The sequence below is a fragment of the Neobacillus cucumis genome, assembly GCF_016908975.1.
In the GTDB taxonomy this organism is placed as follows: domain Bacteria; phylum Bacillota; class Bacilli; order Bacillales; family Cytobacillaceae; genus Neobacillus; species Neobacillus cucumis.
Map to the genome: position 1 here is coordinate 24,893 of NZ_JAFBEX010000008.1, position 16,959 is coordinate 41,851.

15 protein-coding genes, 1 pseudogene and 1 other annotated feature are annotated in these 16,959 nt (G+C 41.1%); of the genes and pseudogenes, 2 read left to right on the forward strand and 14 right to left on the reverse strand.

What is annotated here, in order from left to right; genetic code table 11:
- Position 1: 1 nt before the first annotated feature.
- The 7 genes and pseudogenes from JOC76_RS11915 to JOC76_RS11945 all read right to left on the reverse strand — a co-directional run bounded on the left by JOC76_RS11915 (position 2) and on the right by JOC76_RS11945 (position 8,593).
- Complete coding sequence (locus JOC76_RS11915; RefSeq protein ID WP_205177842.1) at positions 2-574, reverse strand: Maf family protein; 573 nt, start codon at positions 572-574, stop codon at positions 2-4.
- Positions 575-771: 197 nt separating this feature from the next.
- The gene (locus JOC76_RS11920) at positions 772-1,872 is read right to left on the reverse strand and encodes a hypothetical protein (protein ID WP_205177844.1); all 1,101 of its coding nucleotides are present in this window, start codon (positions 1,870-1,872) and stop codon (positions 772-774) included.
- Positions 1,873-2,005: 133 nt separating this feature from the next.
- Positions 2,006-2,227, reverse strand: a complete 222-nt coding sequence (locus JOC76_RS11925; RefSeq protein ID WP_205177846.1) for a type IV pilus biogenesis protein PilM — start codon at positions 2,225-2,227, stop codon at positions 2,006-2,008.
- Between the two features lie 224 nt (positions 2,228-2,451).
- Positions 2,452-3,195, reverse strand: a complete 744-nt coding sequence (locus tag JOC76_RS11930) for a prepilin peptidase (protein WP_205178209.1) — start codon at positions 3,193-3,195, stop codon at positions 2,452-2,454.
- Between the two features lie 323 nt (positions 3,196-3,518).
- Positions 3,519-4,279: pseudogene (locus JOC76_RS31075) on the reverse strand (type II secretion system F family protein).
- Between the two features lie 312 nt (positions 4,280-4,591).
- Positions 4,592-5,890 carry a bifunctional folylpolyglutamate synthase/dihydrofolate synthase gene (locus JOC76_RS11940; RefSeq protein WP_205177848.1) on the reverse strand — a complete coding sequence of 433 codons (1,299 nt, stop codon included), beginning with the start codon at positions 5,888-5,890 and terminating at the stop codon, positions 4,592-4,594.
- 60 nt (positions 5,891-5,950) lie between these two features.
- Entirely contained in the window at positions 5,951-8,593 is a 2,643-nt protein-coding gene (locus tag JOC76_RS11945) for a valine--tRNA ligase (RefSeq protein WP_205177849.1), read from the reverse strand.
- Positions 8,594-8,646: 53 nt separating this feature from the next.
- Positions 8,647-8,881: a binding site (T-box leader), on the reverse strand.
- A 162-nt stretch (positions 8,882-9,043) separates the two neighbouring features.
- On the opposite strand from JOC76_RS11945, the gene JOC76_RS11950 reads away from it, so the two are divergent.
- Entirely contained in the window at positions 9,044-9,238 is a 195-nt protein-coding gene (locus JOC76_RS11950) for a YszA family small membrane protein (protein ID WP_205177850.1), read from the forward strand.
- A 17-nt stretch (positions 9,239-9,255) separates the two neighbouring features.
- Here the strand turns inward: JOC76_RS11950 and ysxE are convergent, their stop codons facing one another.
- Both ysxE and spoVID read right to left on the reverse strand, forming a co-directional pair.
- A complete protein-coding gene (gene ysxE, locus JOC76_RS11955) occupies positions 9,256-10,296 on the reverse strand; it encodes a spore coat protein YsxE (RefSeq protein ID WP_205177851.1) in 1,041 nt (346 codons plus the stop codon).
- Between the two features lie 82 nt (positions 10,297-10,378).
- A complete protein-coding gene (gene spoVID, locus JOC76_RS11960) occupies positions 10,379-11,515 on the reverse strand; it encodes a stage VI sporulation protein D (RefSeq protein ID WP_205177852.1) in 1,137 nt (378 codons plus the stop codon).
- Positions 11,516-11,704: 189 nt separating this feature from the next.
- Here spoVID and JOC76_RS11965 point away from each other — a divergent pair, with 189 nt between their 5' ends.
- Positions 11,705-11,941 (forward strand): hypothetical protein, encoded by a 237-nt coding sequence (locus JOC76_RS11965; RefSeq protein WP_205177853.1) that lies wholly within the window; start codon positions 11,705-11,707, stop codon positions 11,939-11,941.
- Positions 11,942-12,056: 115 nt separating this feature from the next.
- Here JOC76_RS11965 and hemL read toward each other — a convergent pair whose 3' ends face one another.
- From hemL to JOC76_RS11990, 5 genes are read right to left on the reverse strand one after another with little or no spacing between them, the layout of a single operon-like run.
- The gene (gene hemL / locus JOC76_RS11970; RefSeq protein ID WP_205177854.1) at positions 12,057-13,343 is read right to left on the reverse strand and encodes a glutamate-1-semialdehyde 2,1-aminomutase; all 1,287 of its coding nucleotides are present in this window, start codon (positions 13,341-13,343) and stop codon (positions 12,057-12,059) included.
- A 25-nt stretch (positions 13,344-13,368) separates the two neighbouring features.
- Positions 13,369-14,349, reverse strand: a complete 981-nt coding sequence (gene hemB, locus JOC76_RS11975) for a porphobilinogen synthase (RefSeq protein ID WP_205177855.1) — start codon at positions 14,347-14,349, stop codon at positions 13,369-13,371.
- A 49-nt stretch (positions 14,350-14,398) separates the two neighbouring features.
- On the reverse strand, positions 14,399-15,172 hold the full coding sequence (locus JOC76_RS11980; protein ID WP_205177857.1) for a uroporphyrinogen-III synthase: 774 nt from the start codon (positions 15,170-15,172) through the stop codon (positions 14,399-14,401).
- Positions 15,165-16,103: a hydroxymethylbilane synthase gene (gene hemC / locus JOC76_RS11985; RefSeq protein ID WP_205177859.1), complete on the reverse strand. Its 939-nt coding sequence runs from the start codon at positions 16,101-16,103 to the stop codon at positions 15,165-15,167. The genes JOC76_RS11980 and hemC overlap by 8 nt, the downstream gene beginning before the upstream one ends.
- Before the next feature lie 15 nt (positions 16,104-16,118).
- Positions 16,119-16,952: a cytochrome C assembly family protein gene (locus JOC76_RS11990; protein ID WP_205177861.1), complete on the reverse strand. Its 834-nt coding sequence runs from the start codon at positions 16,950-16,952 to the stop codon at positions 16,119-16,121.
- Positions 16,953-16,959 lie beyond the last annotated feature (7 nt).

The window sequence follows — 16,959 nt, forward strand, 5'->3', positions numbered from 1 at the left end:
TCTAATATGGCAACTGGTAGCCTGCCTTCTTCAATTCTCTAATGGTCCTTGCAACAGGCAGACCGACAACCGCAAAATAATCTCCATTTATTTTTCTGACAAGCATACTCCCAAGCTTTTGGATTCCATAGGCACCTGCTTTATCAAACGGTTCACCACTTTGCACATAGGCGTTGATATCTTCATCTGTTAACTCCCAAAACCATACTTCTGTTCTTTCAAAAAATTTCGTTATACCTGTAGCAGATAGAATCGCGACACCTGTGAACACTTCATGCTGTCGTCCTGCTAATCTTTTTAACATACTAATGGCTTCTGCTTCGTCGGCTGGTTTCCCTAAAATTTGGTTGTCCGCAACCACCACCGTATCCGAGCCAATCACAAAGGCATCTGGATTCTTTTGAAAAACAACCTGGGCTTTGCGCTCGGCTAACTCCATTACGACTTCCTCTGGAGTAAGTTTAGAATCAAAGCTTTCATCAACTTCACTGCTTGAAATCGAGAATGATAAGCGGAGATTTTCTAGAAGTTCTTTTCGCCGTGGAGAAGAAGAGGCTAATATGAGGTTTTGCATTCAATCACCTTACCTTTTGACATTTTGTATAGGGAGATACATGTTAATCGTATCAGAAATGATAATGACAAACAATTTATATATCATTAAATTTTGAGGAAAAATGTAAAATTATGCAATTTTTTGTTCGACAACCAGAAAAAAAGCCCTACCCATGTGGTAAGACTTATTTCCCGGAAAATATCAGCTATTGTCGATTACAAGCTATAATATTCATTTAAGAAGTTTAATAGATGCTGTTGTGCTTGACTTAGGCTCTTTGTACTTTTGGATTTTTGAAAACTATTAACTTTATCGACCGCGTTTGTTAATTCTGTTTTGATTTTCTTAACCTTCGCATTCTTTAGACCGCCCGTGTTTAATTGGTCCTCGATATCCGTTAACGACTTAGTAGTAGCATCTGATAGAGAATGATTTAATAGCGCTGTGGAAGTTGCTGCTGATAACACCTGATAAATTTCCGGAACCTTTTGCAACAAGGTTTTTTCTTTAGCATTTAGGCCGGTAACTTGTTTTTCATCAAGTGTAAGCGGCTTGGCAAAAACATCTCCGACACCATCTGCCTTATATTGGCTGCCTAGCGATTTAGCTGTTTCGATTGAATCAGCTACGCCAAGGAAGAGGTATTGCTTGTTATTCATTTCCATTAATTGTGATGGCACACCTTTTGAGGTTACATTATCAGAGGTTTCCTTTGCTCCGTCCTTTGAGAGAAAAACCCCGCCTTGGATGACATAGGTTGAGACTTGTTCCAATGTTACCCCATCTGTTTTAACGCCAGTGCTTTCCCCAGTTGTGGGTGTATTTTGTTGGACGGAAGTGGTTATGGTACCGGTTCCTGCCTTATCCGAAGGGTTTGATGTGACCAATTTCAACATCACAACACCAATCGTTGTACCAATTAAGATAGCAAAGGAAACAGAAATGAGAATGGGTACGATATTACGATCCTTTTTCTTTTTTGGATTTGTTGTAGTTGAAAAGGATGTTAATTTGGGGAGGCTGGTCTTTTTATTTTTTTTATGTCCTGCAAATGTAAACTCTTCTATTGGTTGGTGAGAGGATTCCGGTAAAATCCAATCAAAACTTTCATCGACAGATTCCTGAGAGGCTGCCGTTTCTAAAAATACATCTGCCTCTTGTTGATCTAAAACCAGCTGTTCTGATTCTCCTTTTATCACTACCGGAGCCGATTCGATGATTGGTTCCAGGTCCATTTTCTTTGATTCTTCCAAATCATTTTTCGTGTCTCCATTTAATTTTATCGTGATTGTATTGCCTTTTTTAGGCTTGTCCACTGCTCGCACTCCTCTCTCTTCGAAGGGTCATTGGGTTCATCCTAACATACAGGCAAAAAAAAATAACAAGACTTTTGTCGTCTTGTTATGCCAGACTTTCGCCAAATTATTTGTACGTTCGCTAAGGTGGAAACTATGGCTGTGTTGTTGAAGTCGCAGGAAATTGAGTTAATGGATTATCTTTACCAGCCGATGCCCGGTCTAATTTATGATACAACCGGTAGAGTGAAAGCGGAGAGATATCTGCTGCGACTGGATTCACTTTTAAACGACTGAGCAGGTCAACATATTCCATGACATACTGCTCGGGTGCAGCAAATAATAGTAAATCCTTCGTCTTCCCATTATCCGTCAATGTATAATAGTCAAATATTTACAATGAATCAGAGTCGACAATCTTCCTGTCCGTAATAATTTCAGGGGGTAAGAAACGTTCCAGCCATCTTTGCGGTGTTGGCGAATTCTATGTTTTAATTCTATGAAGCGAATGGAATGGTCATTTATTACCAGGTTGATTATTCTATTTTTTGTTAAAAAGAGGGAAAATGCCATATCTAAAAACCCCTTAATAAAGAATCCCTAATAGATAATTTTAAAATATAAGTCAATAAGCTCCGTACCCCAAAAATAGGCGGTCAAAGTTCCGGCAGCAATAAATGGTCCAAACGGAATTGGCTGTCTTCTTTTAACGATTCTAAGCAAAAGAGCCAAGCCACCAATTACTGATCCGTATAAAGTTGCGAGGAAGAATGATAAAAAGACGAGTTTAAATCCTACTACCAAACCAACTACTGCATATAGTTTGACATCACCAAAGCCCATTCCTCCCTTGCTGACAATAGCGATAATAAGCAATAGGAGAAAGCCGGTGACTGCACCTAGCAGGCTGTCCCACCATGGGGATAACGGCCACATGAATCGCTCCAATAAAAAAATCCCAGCAAACCAAAGCAAAATTTTATCAGGGATGATCATATAATGAATATCGGACACAATGATAATCATGAACATGGAAATGAATGTCAAGGCAACGACTAATTCTCCAGACCATCCAAAAACGGTTGGCGCTAAGGCAAAGAGGATTCCAGTTAATAGTTCAAAAGCTGGATAGATAGGAGAAATCCGCGACTGACAGCCGCGGCATTTCCCTTTTAGAAGCATATATGATAAAACCGGAATTAGTTCAAATGGTGTTAACTGATGCCCGCAAATCGGACATGCAGATCTGGGTGAGATAATTGATTGCTTTACAGGAATCCGAAGACCCACAACGTTAAAAAAGGAACCGAGGAGTAAGCCATATATAAAAAGTATACAATACATTATCAATGATTACCCCTCCAGTAAAATATTAAGAACTTTAGATTATAATTCAGATTCTGCTATAGTTTATTATGAATCTGGTGCTGGCGCTTCTGGCGTTGCTGGCTCTGTTCCTACCGCATCTATACTGTCGATTTGATCGAGTGTTTTACCATCAACGGCGAGATATCTTTTGTCATCTTTATTTCTTAAGCCATATTCCTAATATATTTTCTCTATGAGTATACAATAATTGACATCATTGTGACAGAAGTTTTTATCATCTTCTGTCACAATTTATGGATATTTGTAATCTTTGTTAGAATTTCGTAATAAATAGACATTTATTTGCTCATTTGGTCATACATCGAGAACATCGGCATCAATATCGACATAACTATGTCCCCGACGACTCCGGCCAAAAGACAATCATGATCGGCTCACTTAAGGATTTTAATCGGTTAGTTACACAAATGATTATGATTAGTGAGGGGACAGGAGCATTTGATGCGATGCTGGCAAAGATTTCGGAATTTTATGAAAAAGAAGTGGATACTGGCACAGACGGTGGAAAGGCCCAATGGGCAAGCATCGGCTCGGTCATCGATCTACCCTTTTCCAACGAGTCACGTGATTCCCGAATTACCTTTGAAATCACTTCATTTTCAACAACCTTTTCGACAATTGACATCGCCTTGAGAGTGGGGGCGGAACTTGAGAACAATGTACTAAGTGTCCTCATCATTCAGGCTAATTGAGTCTTTTGAACCATTTCCCCAAATATCGGCATTTTTAATGTAACTACATCTAATAATGCACGTTTAAGTCCCTTGCTCTCGGTTTGGGCTGCAAAGACAGCTTTTACCTCTACAATGGTGACTCCTGCCTTTAGCAAGGTCGCAAATTGCCGCAAATAAATGACAAAATCCTGCATTTTGTCGGGATTCCCAAAAGAAAGTTCCATTGTCATCAGGGTCTTTAGGACTTCCGACATTTCAACGACCCGAACACCATCATCTTTCAGCTTTACCATGGCCTCACGACGGGATGCGGCCGTAATCACGCCCTGCTCTTTCCCGCGCTTTTCTCCCAATAAGCTGACCATTTCTTCTTCTTCTAAAATGTATGTACACGGGAATTTATATATTGATAATAGTAAAACGGTAGATAGTTCAAGCAGTTTTTTAGTACTAGGTAAGGTATATCTAAAAAATAATTCCAATTTCTATGTAGAGGTTGCCGGAGAAGGAAATACGAATCTTGATACATTCAAAAAACAGTGCAGAACATATGTTCATACTTCTTTCCAAATAAATTGGGGTAATAATGTGTCCCCTATAATCAATAATGTAGATTATTAAAAAAGAGGTATGACAAAGGGAATCTCCGTTGTCATACCTCTCTTTATATATTTTCTCTACATATTTTTACAAATAACAGGTTTCGCTTCTGCAATATAATAGAGAGAACCGGTAACTACTAACATCTCGTCAGACCCCAGCTTTTTTATTTTTCCCAACAGATAGGACTGCCAATCCTCCACTGCCAATTTGTTTGCCGAATGGCTTATTTGGTATAATTCCTCGGCTTTAGCAGCACGAGGAAAATCAAAGCTGACAAATGATATTTGATCTGCTATCCCGTCTAACATAGCAATCATTTCATCCAATTTCTTATCCCGTAAGGCAGCAAAAACGATCTGAATACGGCGGTCACTATATCTGCTAGACAACTCATGGACTAAGGCAGTAATCCCTTCTTGATTATGAGCTCCATCAATAATCACCATCGGATTTTCCGAAAGGATTTCCAATCTTCCTGGCCAATATGCTTCTTTTAGCCCTTTTCGAATCGCTTGTTCGGTTACTTGGAAGCCCGCTTGATTTACATAATCAGCGGCAAGTACAGCAAGAGTGGCATTCTCCGTTTGATGCTGTCCGATCATACTAATCTCAAGCTCTTCCAAGGATAAAGATTGCGATTTTAAGGCGAAAAGTTCACCTCTAGCAATCGATTCATGTCCGGAAATCTGAAATTCTTCATTTAATCTGAAAATGGGGGCAGACTTCTTTTCTGCCACTTCCTCAATCACCTTTAAGGCACCCGGGTGTTTCACCGCCGTAAAAATCGGTGTGTTATTCTTAATAATCCCTGCTTTTTCGAAAGCAATCTCCTCATAGGTATCACCAAGGATATTAGTATGGTCTAAACCAATGTTCGTAATAATCGAAGCCAATGGTTGGATAATATTTGTTGAATCAAACCGGCCACCCAGCCCTACTTCAAAAATAACGATGTCGATATTCTTTGCATGTGCGAAATAATAAAAAGCCATTGCCGTAATCACTTCGAACTCTGTAGGTCCACCTAATTCGGTTCCCTCTAATTCATCTGCGAGCGGCTTAATGACATTGGTTAGTTCTAATATTTCCGCATCACTAATGGGTTTTCCGTTAACACTGATTCGTTCATTAAATTGTTCAATATACGGTGAAGTAAACGTTCCAACCGTGTAACCAGCCGCCTGAAGGATCGACCTTAAAAAGGTGACGGTGGAGCCTTTGCCATTCGTCCCGCCGACATGGACCGCCTTGATTTTCTTCTCCGGAGAGCCGAGCTTCTCCATCATCCATTCCATTCGTGTTAAACCGGGTTTAATCCCTAATCTTAATCTCCCATGAATCCAGTCGAGGGCTTCTTGATAAGTTGTAAACAATTTGTACACCCCTTTTATGTAAGCGAGACGAACCCAGATTGGAATTCGTCTCGCAAATTTTTATCCTCTTAACTCTTTAATACGAGCTTCGACCGTATCTCTTTTTTCTAGATAATCTTTTTCTTTTGCTCGTTCCTCTGCTACCACACTTTCAGGGGCTTTTTTCATAAAGCCTTCGTTGCCTAGTTTCTTCTGAACACGTTCAACCTCTTTATTTAAGCGATCTAGTTCTTTATTCAGACGGGCAATTTCTTCGTCAATGTTAATTAAACCTTCAAGTGGGAGAATGATTTCTAAGCCGGTCACAACAGCTGTCATTGCTTTTTCAGGCACTTCAATGTCAATACCTATTTGTAATTCTTCTGGATTACAGAAGCGCTCAATATAGCTGCGGTTAGTTTCCACTGCTTTTAGAATAGATTCATCCTTTGCTTTGACAAGCATTTTAATCTTTTTGCTTAATGGTGTATTCACTTCAGCTCGAATATTACGGACCGCACGGATCATTTCAACCAACAGCTTCATTTCTTGGGCAGCTTGGTCATCTGTTAATTCTGGTTTTACCACCGGCCATGCAGCAGTTGTGATGGATTCTCCAGCATGCGGCAGGTTCTGCCAAATTTCCTCCGTGATAAATGGCATGAATGGATGTAACAAACGCATCGTATTGTCTAACACATAGGCAAGGATCGAACGAGTCGTTTTCTTCGCTGCTTCATCTTCCCCATAAAGTGGAAGCTTCGCCATCTCAATATACCAATCACAGAAGTCATCCCAGATAAAGTTATATAAAGCACGACCCACTTCACCGAATTCATAGCGTTCAGATAATCTTGTGACATGCTCAATTGTTTCATTTAAGCGGGTTAAGATCCACTTATCGGCAACTGATTTTTCACCACTGAAATCAATTTCTTCATATGTTAAGCCATCCATATTCATTAACGCAAAGCGGGAAGCATTCCAAATTTTATTGGCAAAATTCCAAGTAGACTCTACTTTTTCAAAGCTGAAACGTAAATCCTGACCTGGTGAGCTGCCAGTAGATAAGAAGTAACGTAGGGCATCGGCACCGTATTTCGCAATGACATCCATTGGATCAACACCATTGCCAAGTGACTTACTCATCTTACGTCCCTGCTCATCACGAACGAGACCGTGAATGAGAACATCTTTGAATGGGCGTTCCCCTGTGAACTCGACACTTTGGAAAATCATCCGTGAAACCCAGAAGAAGATGATGTCATAGCCTGTTACGAGCGCATCGGTTGGGAAGTAACGCTTATAATCAGCTGCCTCTTGGTTTGGCCAGCCCATCGTCGAGAACGGCCATAAGGCAGAACTGAACCATGTATCCAATACGTCTTTATCCTGTTCCCAGTTTTCAGCATCTGCCGGTGCTTCCGTACCTACGTACACTTCACCTGTTTCCTTGTGGTACCAAGCCGGGATTCGGTGGCCCCACCAAAGCTGTCTGGAAATACACCAGTCGCGGATATTTTCCATCCAACGCAGGTATGTTTTTTCAAATCGGTCTGGAACAAAGTTTACTTTATTTTCTTTGTCTTGAAGCGCAATCGCTTCGTCTGCGAGCGGCTGCATTTTTACGAACCATTGTGTAGAAAGATATGGTTCCACAACTGCACCGCTGCGTTCAGAGTGACCAACTGAATGCATATGTTCCTCAATTTTGAAAAGAACACCTTGTTCTTGCAGGTCTTTGACAATTTGCTTGCGGCATTCGAAACGGTCTAAGCCTTGGTACTTGCCAGCTTTTGCATTCATCGAACCATCTTCGTTCATGACAAGGACACGCTCTAAGTTGTGGCGGTTCCCCACTTCAAAGTCATTTGGATCATGAGCAGGCGTAATTTTTACAGCCCCTGACCCAAATTCCATATCCACATAATCATCGCCGACAATTGGGATTTCCCGTCCAACGATTGGCAGGATCACATTTTTGCCGATTAAATGCTTGTAACGTTCATCTTCCGGATGGACGGCAACAGCAGTATCTCCAAGCATCGTTTCCGGTCGAGTGGTGGCAACTTCAATAGAGCCAGAACCATCTGCAAGCGGATAGTTCATATGATAGAACGCCCCTTGAACATCCTTGTAAATAACCTCGATATCAGATAGAGCCGTTTTAGTGGATGGATCCCAGTTAATAATGTATTCACCGCGATAGATTAAGCCTTTTTTATAAAGGGTGACAAATACTTCTTTAACGGCATCTGATAGCCCCTCATCAAGTGTGAAACGCTCACGGGTATAATCAAGACCTAAGCCTAGTTTCGCCCACTGCTGGCGGATATGGGACGCATATTCTTCCTTCCACTTCCATGTTTCTTCAACGAATTTTTCTCGACCTAAATCATAGCGGTTTTTGCCTTCGTTCCGAAGTTTTTCTTCCACCTTTGCTTGAGTAGCAATACCTGCATGATCCATACCAGGCAGCCAGAGGACATCATAGCCTTGCATCCGTTTCATCCGTGTCAAAATATCTTGCAGAGTTGTATCCCATGCATGACCTAAGTGAAGCTTTCCGGTAACGTTTGGCGGCGGGATTACGATGGTGTACGGCTGTTTACCTTCATCGTCCTTTGCTTCAAAAAATTTACCCTGCAGCCACCATTCATAACGACCCTTTTCAATCGTTTGCGGATCGTACTTAGTCGGCATTGTTAATTCCTTTGTTTCCATTTTATATCCTCCTTCAAAAAATCCGGTTAACACAAAAAACTCCAATCGTCTTATAAAAGGACGAATGGAGTTTGCTTCGCGGTACCACCTTTTTTCCAATCTTAAAAACTAAGATTGGCTCTTAACAAAGATAACGGATCTTCTCCGTCTTCCACTACTAAGATTTCTCCGTTCGCAGAAGAAGCTCATGGGCGACCTTCCAATGTTCCTCTTAGGAAATCTTCCAGCTACTGATTTCCCTCTCTTCAAGCAGGCGTGCATTGTACTCTTCCCTGTCGTTGCTTTCATGTTCAATTCTATTGTTTATACTACCCAAAAAAGGGGAGTGACGTCAATCAGTCTGACCAAATTTTTTATTTTTATACTTTATGTAATTTTAATCGAACTTATATGGGCTAATAGAATATAAATAAATAAATAAATATTGAAATAACTTAAGGGAGGGTCGACATGAAGCGTAATAAGTTCCACAAATATAAATACAGTCCCTGGTTTATTACTTCACGCAGGATTGCGGGGCAATTCATTGTTCCCTTTACCATCTTCCAATTTATTCGGACGCTGTTTTTACCGACCGTACTGGATGTTTTATTGTTAATGATTTTTCTAGTGATCGCTATTTCAATTTATTTAGACATTATTTAAGGAGCCCAATGTGCAGGTTATGACTGCTGCTGGGCTCCTTCCTTTGCTTGTTTGCGCTGGTTTTCAATTTCCGTCATCCGCATCACAACATATTCGGAATTTTTGATATGCCAAAAACGCTCCTGCAGCTGCCGGACAAATTTCATTTCATTCTTCCGTCCTTGTTTTTTATAATAGCCTTCTACCACTTGCATAATCGGGACCGGCATGGCTAAATAGCTGCTAAATAATAATTTCTCATCCTCTTTATAAGGAAAATATTTAAAGTAATGGTACACCCAATCGATGGCCGTGTCATTGCGCTTTGGTCTCGTATTTAATGCCCTTGATAAATAAGGAAGCAGATCATGGATAGGCGACCCATAACGCGCATTCTCAAAGTTAATAAAAAAACCGTACCCCCGGTCATCATACAGAAAATGCTCTGAGGATAATTTGCCATGGGTTATGACCATGCGTGCTTTTTCGTTCTCCTTGGTATTTTCGTACCATTCTTCAAATTTGGCTTTCGAAAAGCGCAGTGCCTGACTGATTTCGTTGTAGTATAAGCAATATAACAATTGAAAAGGGGACATATACGTTTTCTTTTCACATTCATCGATATACCCATCGAGAAATTCTTGTTGTTTCTCATACTGTTGAATTGTCTTTTCATAATGCTCCGTACGCTCTTCTTTGCTGACGGTCACTTCTTTGGCAGACAGGGTATGCAGTCTGGCTAATTCCCGAAATAGTTCATGATTTCGTTGATCACGGTTTTCTTTTTGGCCATTGGGCATCCACGGCATTAAGTAATAAAGATTATTTTCATGTAAAACAGCATATCTTCCATCCATGGTTGGATAGATGGGGACGATGCGGTTAAAGCCTTTTTGATAGAGCAAGTGAACATGGCGGATAAAATCGGTCCCGGTTGTCGGAGGGATTTTTTTTAAGGCAAAGGTGCCTTTATTGGAATAAATCTTTTGAACAATCCCGAAATCTTCTACAAAATAGGGCTCAACTAGATAATGCTGTAAAATCGGTGCCACCGTTTCTAATCGATTCATATCGCTCATGAAATGTCATCTCACTTTCAAAGCGAAGTTATATTGAAGGAAATGAGCAGGTCCAAAAACCTGCTCATCTTGTAATCCATGGTTATTTTTTGGCTAATGTGCCCGGAATGTACAGAACCTGACCTTCATATACATCTTGATTTAAATCAAGATTATTTTCACGAAGAAGGTTTGGTACTGAAACATCATAGCGGTCAGCTACACTGGCTACGGTATCCCCTTTTTGTACAATGCAGACCTTTAGTTTCGTTTGGGAGTTTCTTTCATCCTTACGGGCAAAGAACTCTGTTAATGTCATGCTTTTCTTTTTGGCGGTCTTTTTCTTTTTCTTTGGCGGTTCTTCCGATGAGGACGATGAACTTTCTTCACTTACTTCTGCAACCATCACTTCTTCATGATGCTGTGTTACATGCTCTTCCACTACGACTATTTCTTCAACCTTCGTTTCTTCTGGTTTGCTGGCTTCTTTTCTAGCCTCTTGGTAACCCCATGCAGGCACGTAATCTTCTTCTTCCTTAGCCTGTGGCTGGTAGTTGAACGTAGGAAATTTCGGTAAAATTTCAACAGGTTCTTCTTCTTCTTCCTGCGGCTTCCTTGCCTCTGCTTCAAATAAAAAATGGTTTTCAAAGCGGCTGTGAACGGCAGGCTGTTCTACCTCGATTTCTTCTTCCTCTTCATAACGGTGGAGAAGCTCATATTCTTCCTCTGCTTGTTGCACTACTTGTTCTTGTGCTTCTTGTTCTTGTGCTTCTTGTTCTTCTTCTTCCTGTGGCTGTTCAATTTGACTCGTTCCATATAACCCGCTAATTGTCAATTCTGCAGAAAGTTTCAGGCAGCTGCGTTCAGGGATTGAATAGTCAAATGATTCTACAAGGACGTCGATATCATAAATACTTTGAATCCGATTATTGGGAATCGTGATATCAACCGGGAAGCGGTGTGAAAATTCACAGCTCCCTTCCTCTTCCTTTTGAGCCACCCTCTCGACAAATTTCTGAGAGGTAAATCCTTCTTCTTCACTTGCAGCACTATCTTCGTAAGTTTTATATTCGCCAGTTAGTTCGAGCGAACCACGTATGGTTACGTACTGGTCGTTTTCCTGGATGGTGATGTCCGGGTCTAGAGAAATCGAAATAAGCTCTTCGACTTCCTGTCCTTTTCTAAACCACAATGACTCCTCCAAGGAAAATCGCAGGCACGATTGATTCTCTTGGGACAAAGCGACTCCTCCTTTCGTATCCTATAAAGCAAAATCACTATGTCAATTACACTTTATGAGGGAGGTTTTTTAAATATGATAAAAATGCGATTGTGATATGAAAAAGAATTGTTGAAAGGGAACCATCTTTTGATGATTGGCTGATTTTTTAGGGAAGTGGCTCAGATTTTATTGGGATTGGCTCATTTTTTGGCAGGAGTGACCCCGATTCTATTGGGATTGGCTTATTTTTGGCAGGAGTTACCCCAATTCTATTGGGATTGGCTCATTTTTGACAGGAGTGACCCCGATTCTATTGGGATTGGCTCATTTTTTGGCAGGAGTGACCCCGATTCTATTGGGATTGGCTTATTTTTGGCAGGAGTGACCCCGATTCTATTGGGATTGGCTTATTTTTCTACGGTTTTGGCTCATTTTTTTTCATAAATGGCTCATTTTTCAACTCGATTGGCTCATTTTCGAAGGATATTGGACTATTTACCATTAAATTACAAAAAATCACATAAAAAAACACCCACTTTCCAAAGTGGGTGCAGGATACTTATTTAAGTTTAGAAAAAGCAATCTCTGCTGCTTGAATTGTCTTAGCCAGATCCTCATCAGAGTGCTCCGTTGATAGGAATAATCCTTCATATTGAGATGGAGGCAGGAATACTCCTTGATTAGCCATTTCACGATAATAGGCCGCAAAGAATTCTAAGTTAGACGTCTTGGCCTTTTCATAGTTAATGACCGCTTCATTCGTGAAGAAGAAACCAATCATCGAACCAGCACGGTTAAAGCTAATAGGAATCTCATATTTGTCAGCCGCTGCTTCGAAACCTTTTTGCAGAATATCTCCTTTTCGGATGAATTCCTGGTAATGCTCTGGAGTTAACTGGCTTAACGTTTCATAGCCAGCCGTCATCGCAAGTGGGTTACCTGATAAGGTACCAGCCTGGTAAATTGGACCACTCGGAGCGATTCTCTGCATGATTTCCGCTTTACCGCCATATGCACCAACAGGAAGTCCGCCGCCAATAACCTTACCAAGACAGGTAAGATCAGGGGTAACATTGAAATAGCCCTGTGCACAATTATAGCCCACACGGAAGCCAGTCATAACCTCATCGAAAATAAGTAGAGAACCATTTGCGGTCGTCAGCTCACGGAGACCCTCTAAGAAGCCTGGAAGCGGTGGAACGAGGCCCATGTTTCCGGCAACAGGTTCAACGATAATACAGGCAATATCTTCGCCAAAGTGTTCAAAAGCATATTTGACACTTTCCAGATCATTGTATGGAACGGTAATCGTATTTTTGGCAATTCCCTCAGGAACACCAGGGCTGTCAGGCAATCCTAGAGTAGCCACACCAGAACCTGCTTTGATTAGTAATGAATCGCCATGGCCATGGTAACAGCCTTCAAACTTCAGAATTTTATTGCGGCCTGTATAGCCTCTTGCTAAGCGAAGGGCACTCATGGTTGCTTCTGTTCCGGAGTTAACCATTCTTACCACTTCAATCGATGGCACACGCTCAATGACAAGTTGTGCTAATTTCGTTTCTAACACAGTTGGAGCGCCGAAGCTTGTCCCGAGTTCAGCTGTTTTTTTCAGTGCTTCAACGACACGGTCATTGGAGTGTCCTAAAATTAGCGGTCCCCATGAGAGTACATAATCAATATATTCATTGCCATCTATATCGTAAATTTTCGACCCTTTTCCTCTTTCCATAAAAATAGGGCTCATATTGACAGATTTAAAGGCACGAACCGGGCTGTTGACACCGCCAGGCATTAGGTTTTGGGCTTCTTTAAATGCTTCAATCGATTTCGTATACGAACGCATTCTACTCCCTCATTTCAAATGTTGTTTATTCCTCTTCTTTTAACCAGCGGCACGCATCTTTTGCATGATAGGTAATGATTAAATCTGCACCAGCACGCTTCATTCCAACTAGCAGTTCTAAGACGGTCTTTTTCTCATCGAGCCAGCCGTTTTGTGCAGCTGCTTTAATCATGGCATACTCACCGCTTACGTTATAAATCACGACTGGCAGATTGAAGGTATTTTTGACATCACGAACGATATCAAGGTAAGGCATACCAGGCTTTACAATTAAAAAGTCTGCGCCTTCGGCCACATCGGATTCAGCTTCTCTGAATGCTTCTAGGCGGTTGGCAGGATCCATTTGGTATGTTTTTCGATCCCCAAATTGTGGTGCGCCCTCAGCCGCTTCACGGAATGGTCCGTAGAATGCGGAAGCATATTTAACAGCATAGGACATGATAGGAATTTCGGTAAAGCCAGCTTCATCTAATCCAGCACGGATTGCCGCCACAAAGCCGTCCATCATATTGGAAGGAGCGATGATATCGGCGCCCGCTTGCGCTTGAGCCACAGCTGTTTTAACGAGCAAATCAAGTGATTCGTCGTTAAGGACTTTGTCTCCTTCAATCATTCCGCAGTGACCATGGTCGGTATATTCGCACAAGCATGTATCGGCCACTATGATAATTTCCGGGAAGTTTTCTTTTATGTAACGGGTGGCAACTTGAACGATGCCGTGATCATGAAATGCTTGTGTACCGCAGGCATCCTTTGTTTTTGGAATCCCGAATAATAAAACGGATTTAATGCCGTGGGCAACGATATCTTCCATTTCGGCATGAAGATGGTCCATTGATACTTGGTATACACCAGGCATAGAGGAGACTTCGTTGCGAATATTTTCTCCCTCATAAATAAATAACGGATAAATAAAGTCTTCTGGTCTTAGGTGGTTTTCCCTTACAAGTGCCCGCATGTTAGCGCTTGTACGCAGGCGGCGATGACGTTGAAATTGAAGTTCCATTCAGTAATTACCTCCATTTGATTTAAATGTACCTATAAAAAAAATACTCTTAATTATTCTCAAGATAAACCATTATGCTCTGAATCATATCCTTCACGGTAAACTTCTTAGGAGACGCATGAACCGTTAATCCGTACTCCAGCAGTTTTTTTTCGGTAGTTGGTCCAATACAACCGATTATACAGTCTTTCAATTGCTTCTCCAAACCGAACTCACTGACCACTTCCATCAGGTGATCAACGGTTGAAGGGCTAGTAAAGGTGAGAATATCTAGCTCACGTTGTGACAGCAGCTGTGCCATCCTCAGGCGGCTTTCCTCAGGCAGATAGGTCTCATAAATCACCACTTCATCCACACGAACTCCCGCTTCCGTTAAAGAAGCAGCAATATGTTCACGTGCCAAATTTCCTTTTGGGAGCAACACCTTGGCAGAGGGATTAACGACGGGTAAAAACTCCTCGGCAAATGTTTCGGCCACATAAACAGAAGGGACAAAGGACACTTGAATGCCCTTTGCCTGTAAAACCTCCGCCGTCTTCTTCCCGATTACCGCAATTTTAGGCAGCGTGCGAACATCTCGATCAAAATAAGAAAAAAAGGTTTCAACCGTGACATTACTCGTAAAAATAATCCAATCATATGTATCCAGGGCCGTCAAACAGTCTTGAAGGCTCCTGTTTGTTGCAATCGGACGAAAAGCAATCAGAGGGATTTCTACTGGAATCCCTCCATACCTTTCGACTAATGTTGAGAATGATTTTGCTTGATCTTTTCCCCTAGGAACAAGAACTTTTTGACCTAGCAAAGGGGAGGCATCACTCATGTCCCTCTAGCTCCCGCTTAATCTTTTCGATCAAGTCCTTGGCTCCTTTTTTAATTAATAAATCAGCTGCCTGATTCCCAAGCTCTTCTGGATTTTGTCCACGCAGTTCTTCTTTGAAAATCTGTTTCCCTTCTGGTGAGCCTACTAACACATTTAGAACCACTTCATCATTTTCATTAACTTGTGCAAAGCCGGCAATCGGCACCTGGCAGCCACCCTCCATTTTTTGAAGGAAGGCGCGTTCAGCACGAACAGCCATTTCTGTTTTTTTACAAGTGAATTTTTCAAAAAGTTCTAGTAGTTCACGGTCGTCTTCACGGCATTCAATTGATAATGCCCCTTGACCCACTGCTGGAACACAGATATCAGCATCAATAAATTCAGTCACGACTTCCTTCGCCCAGCCAAGTCGTGATAGACCTGCTGCTGCTAGAATAATCGCGTCATATTCACCAGATTCTAGTTTTTCTAATCTAGTATCGACATTGCCACGAATCCACTTAATTTCAAGGTCAGGACGAGCCGCTAACAGCTGGGCACTACGGCGAAGTGAGCTTGTTCCAATAATGGCACCTGGCTTTAAGTCTTTTAATTTCACATGCTCTTTAGAAATCAAAGCATCGCGGTGATCTTCCCTGAATGGAATACAGCCAATGGTTAATCCTTCAGGCAGGACGGCAGGCATGTCTTTCATACTATGAACAGCCATATCAATCTCTTTGTTGAGCATCGCCTGTTCAATTTCTTTAACAAATAACCCTTTGCCGCCTACCTTTGAGAGGGTTACATCTTGGATTTTATCACCTTTTGTAACAATTTCTTTGACTTCAAATTCGAAATTAGGGTTTAGCTTTTTAAGCTGATCAATGACCCAATTCGTTTGGGTTAAAGCCAATTTGCTTCGTCTTGAACCAACAATAATTTTTCTCATGATTGCCTCCTAATATTATGCGTACCATAAATGAAAAGATGATAATCGACCAAATAAGAAAAAATTGATTAATACTATTAAAAAGGACGCTGTATTCCAGATGGCTAATTTTTTACCATAAAGATTTTTCACAATTCGCAAGTATAAATAAACACTGTAAGCTGAAAGTAACAGGAACGACCCAATGATTTTCATATCGTACCAGGGCATTCCCGGAACCTTTAGAAAGGCCCATTGCAAACCCAATATGAGAGCGAGCAGAAGCATTGGAACGCCAATGACAGCAAATATGTATGATAGTTTGTCTAGCTTCTCCAAATCTGCCAGTCTGATGAGACGTTTCCCCCATTTTTTCCGTTTTAACAAATCATATTGAAGTAAGTATAATGTTGAAAAAACAAAGGATAGAGAAAATGCCCCGTAAGAGAGAATGGCCATCGTAATATGAATCAATAGTAGTTCCGATACAAGTTTGTTAGCCATGACCGTTGAGTGGTATTGCATTGGAACAAACGTATGGATGGCCATGACTGTAAACCCAAGTATATTGGTAAAAAAGACGATAAAATCAACTCTTAATAAGTGATTTATGATAATAGATAATGTGACTAATACCCAGGCATAAAAATAGAGTCCCTCGAAAATCGTCAATACAGGGAATCTGCCTGTTTTTGTCATATATAAAAAGAGAAAGGCGGTTTGTAGTATCCATACAAATGCAAGTAACCAGAAAGCAATGCGGTTTGCCTTCCGGTTATGGTGAATGAAATCGAAAAAATATAACAACACACTGAAGGCATATAGAACAACTGTAAATTCATGAAGCCTCGTCAAAAGAGTGTTAAACATAGCAACA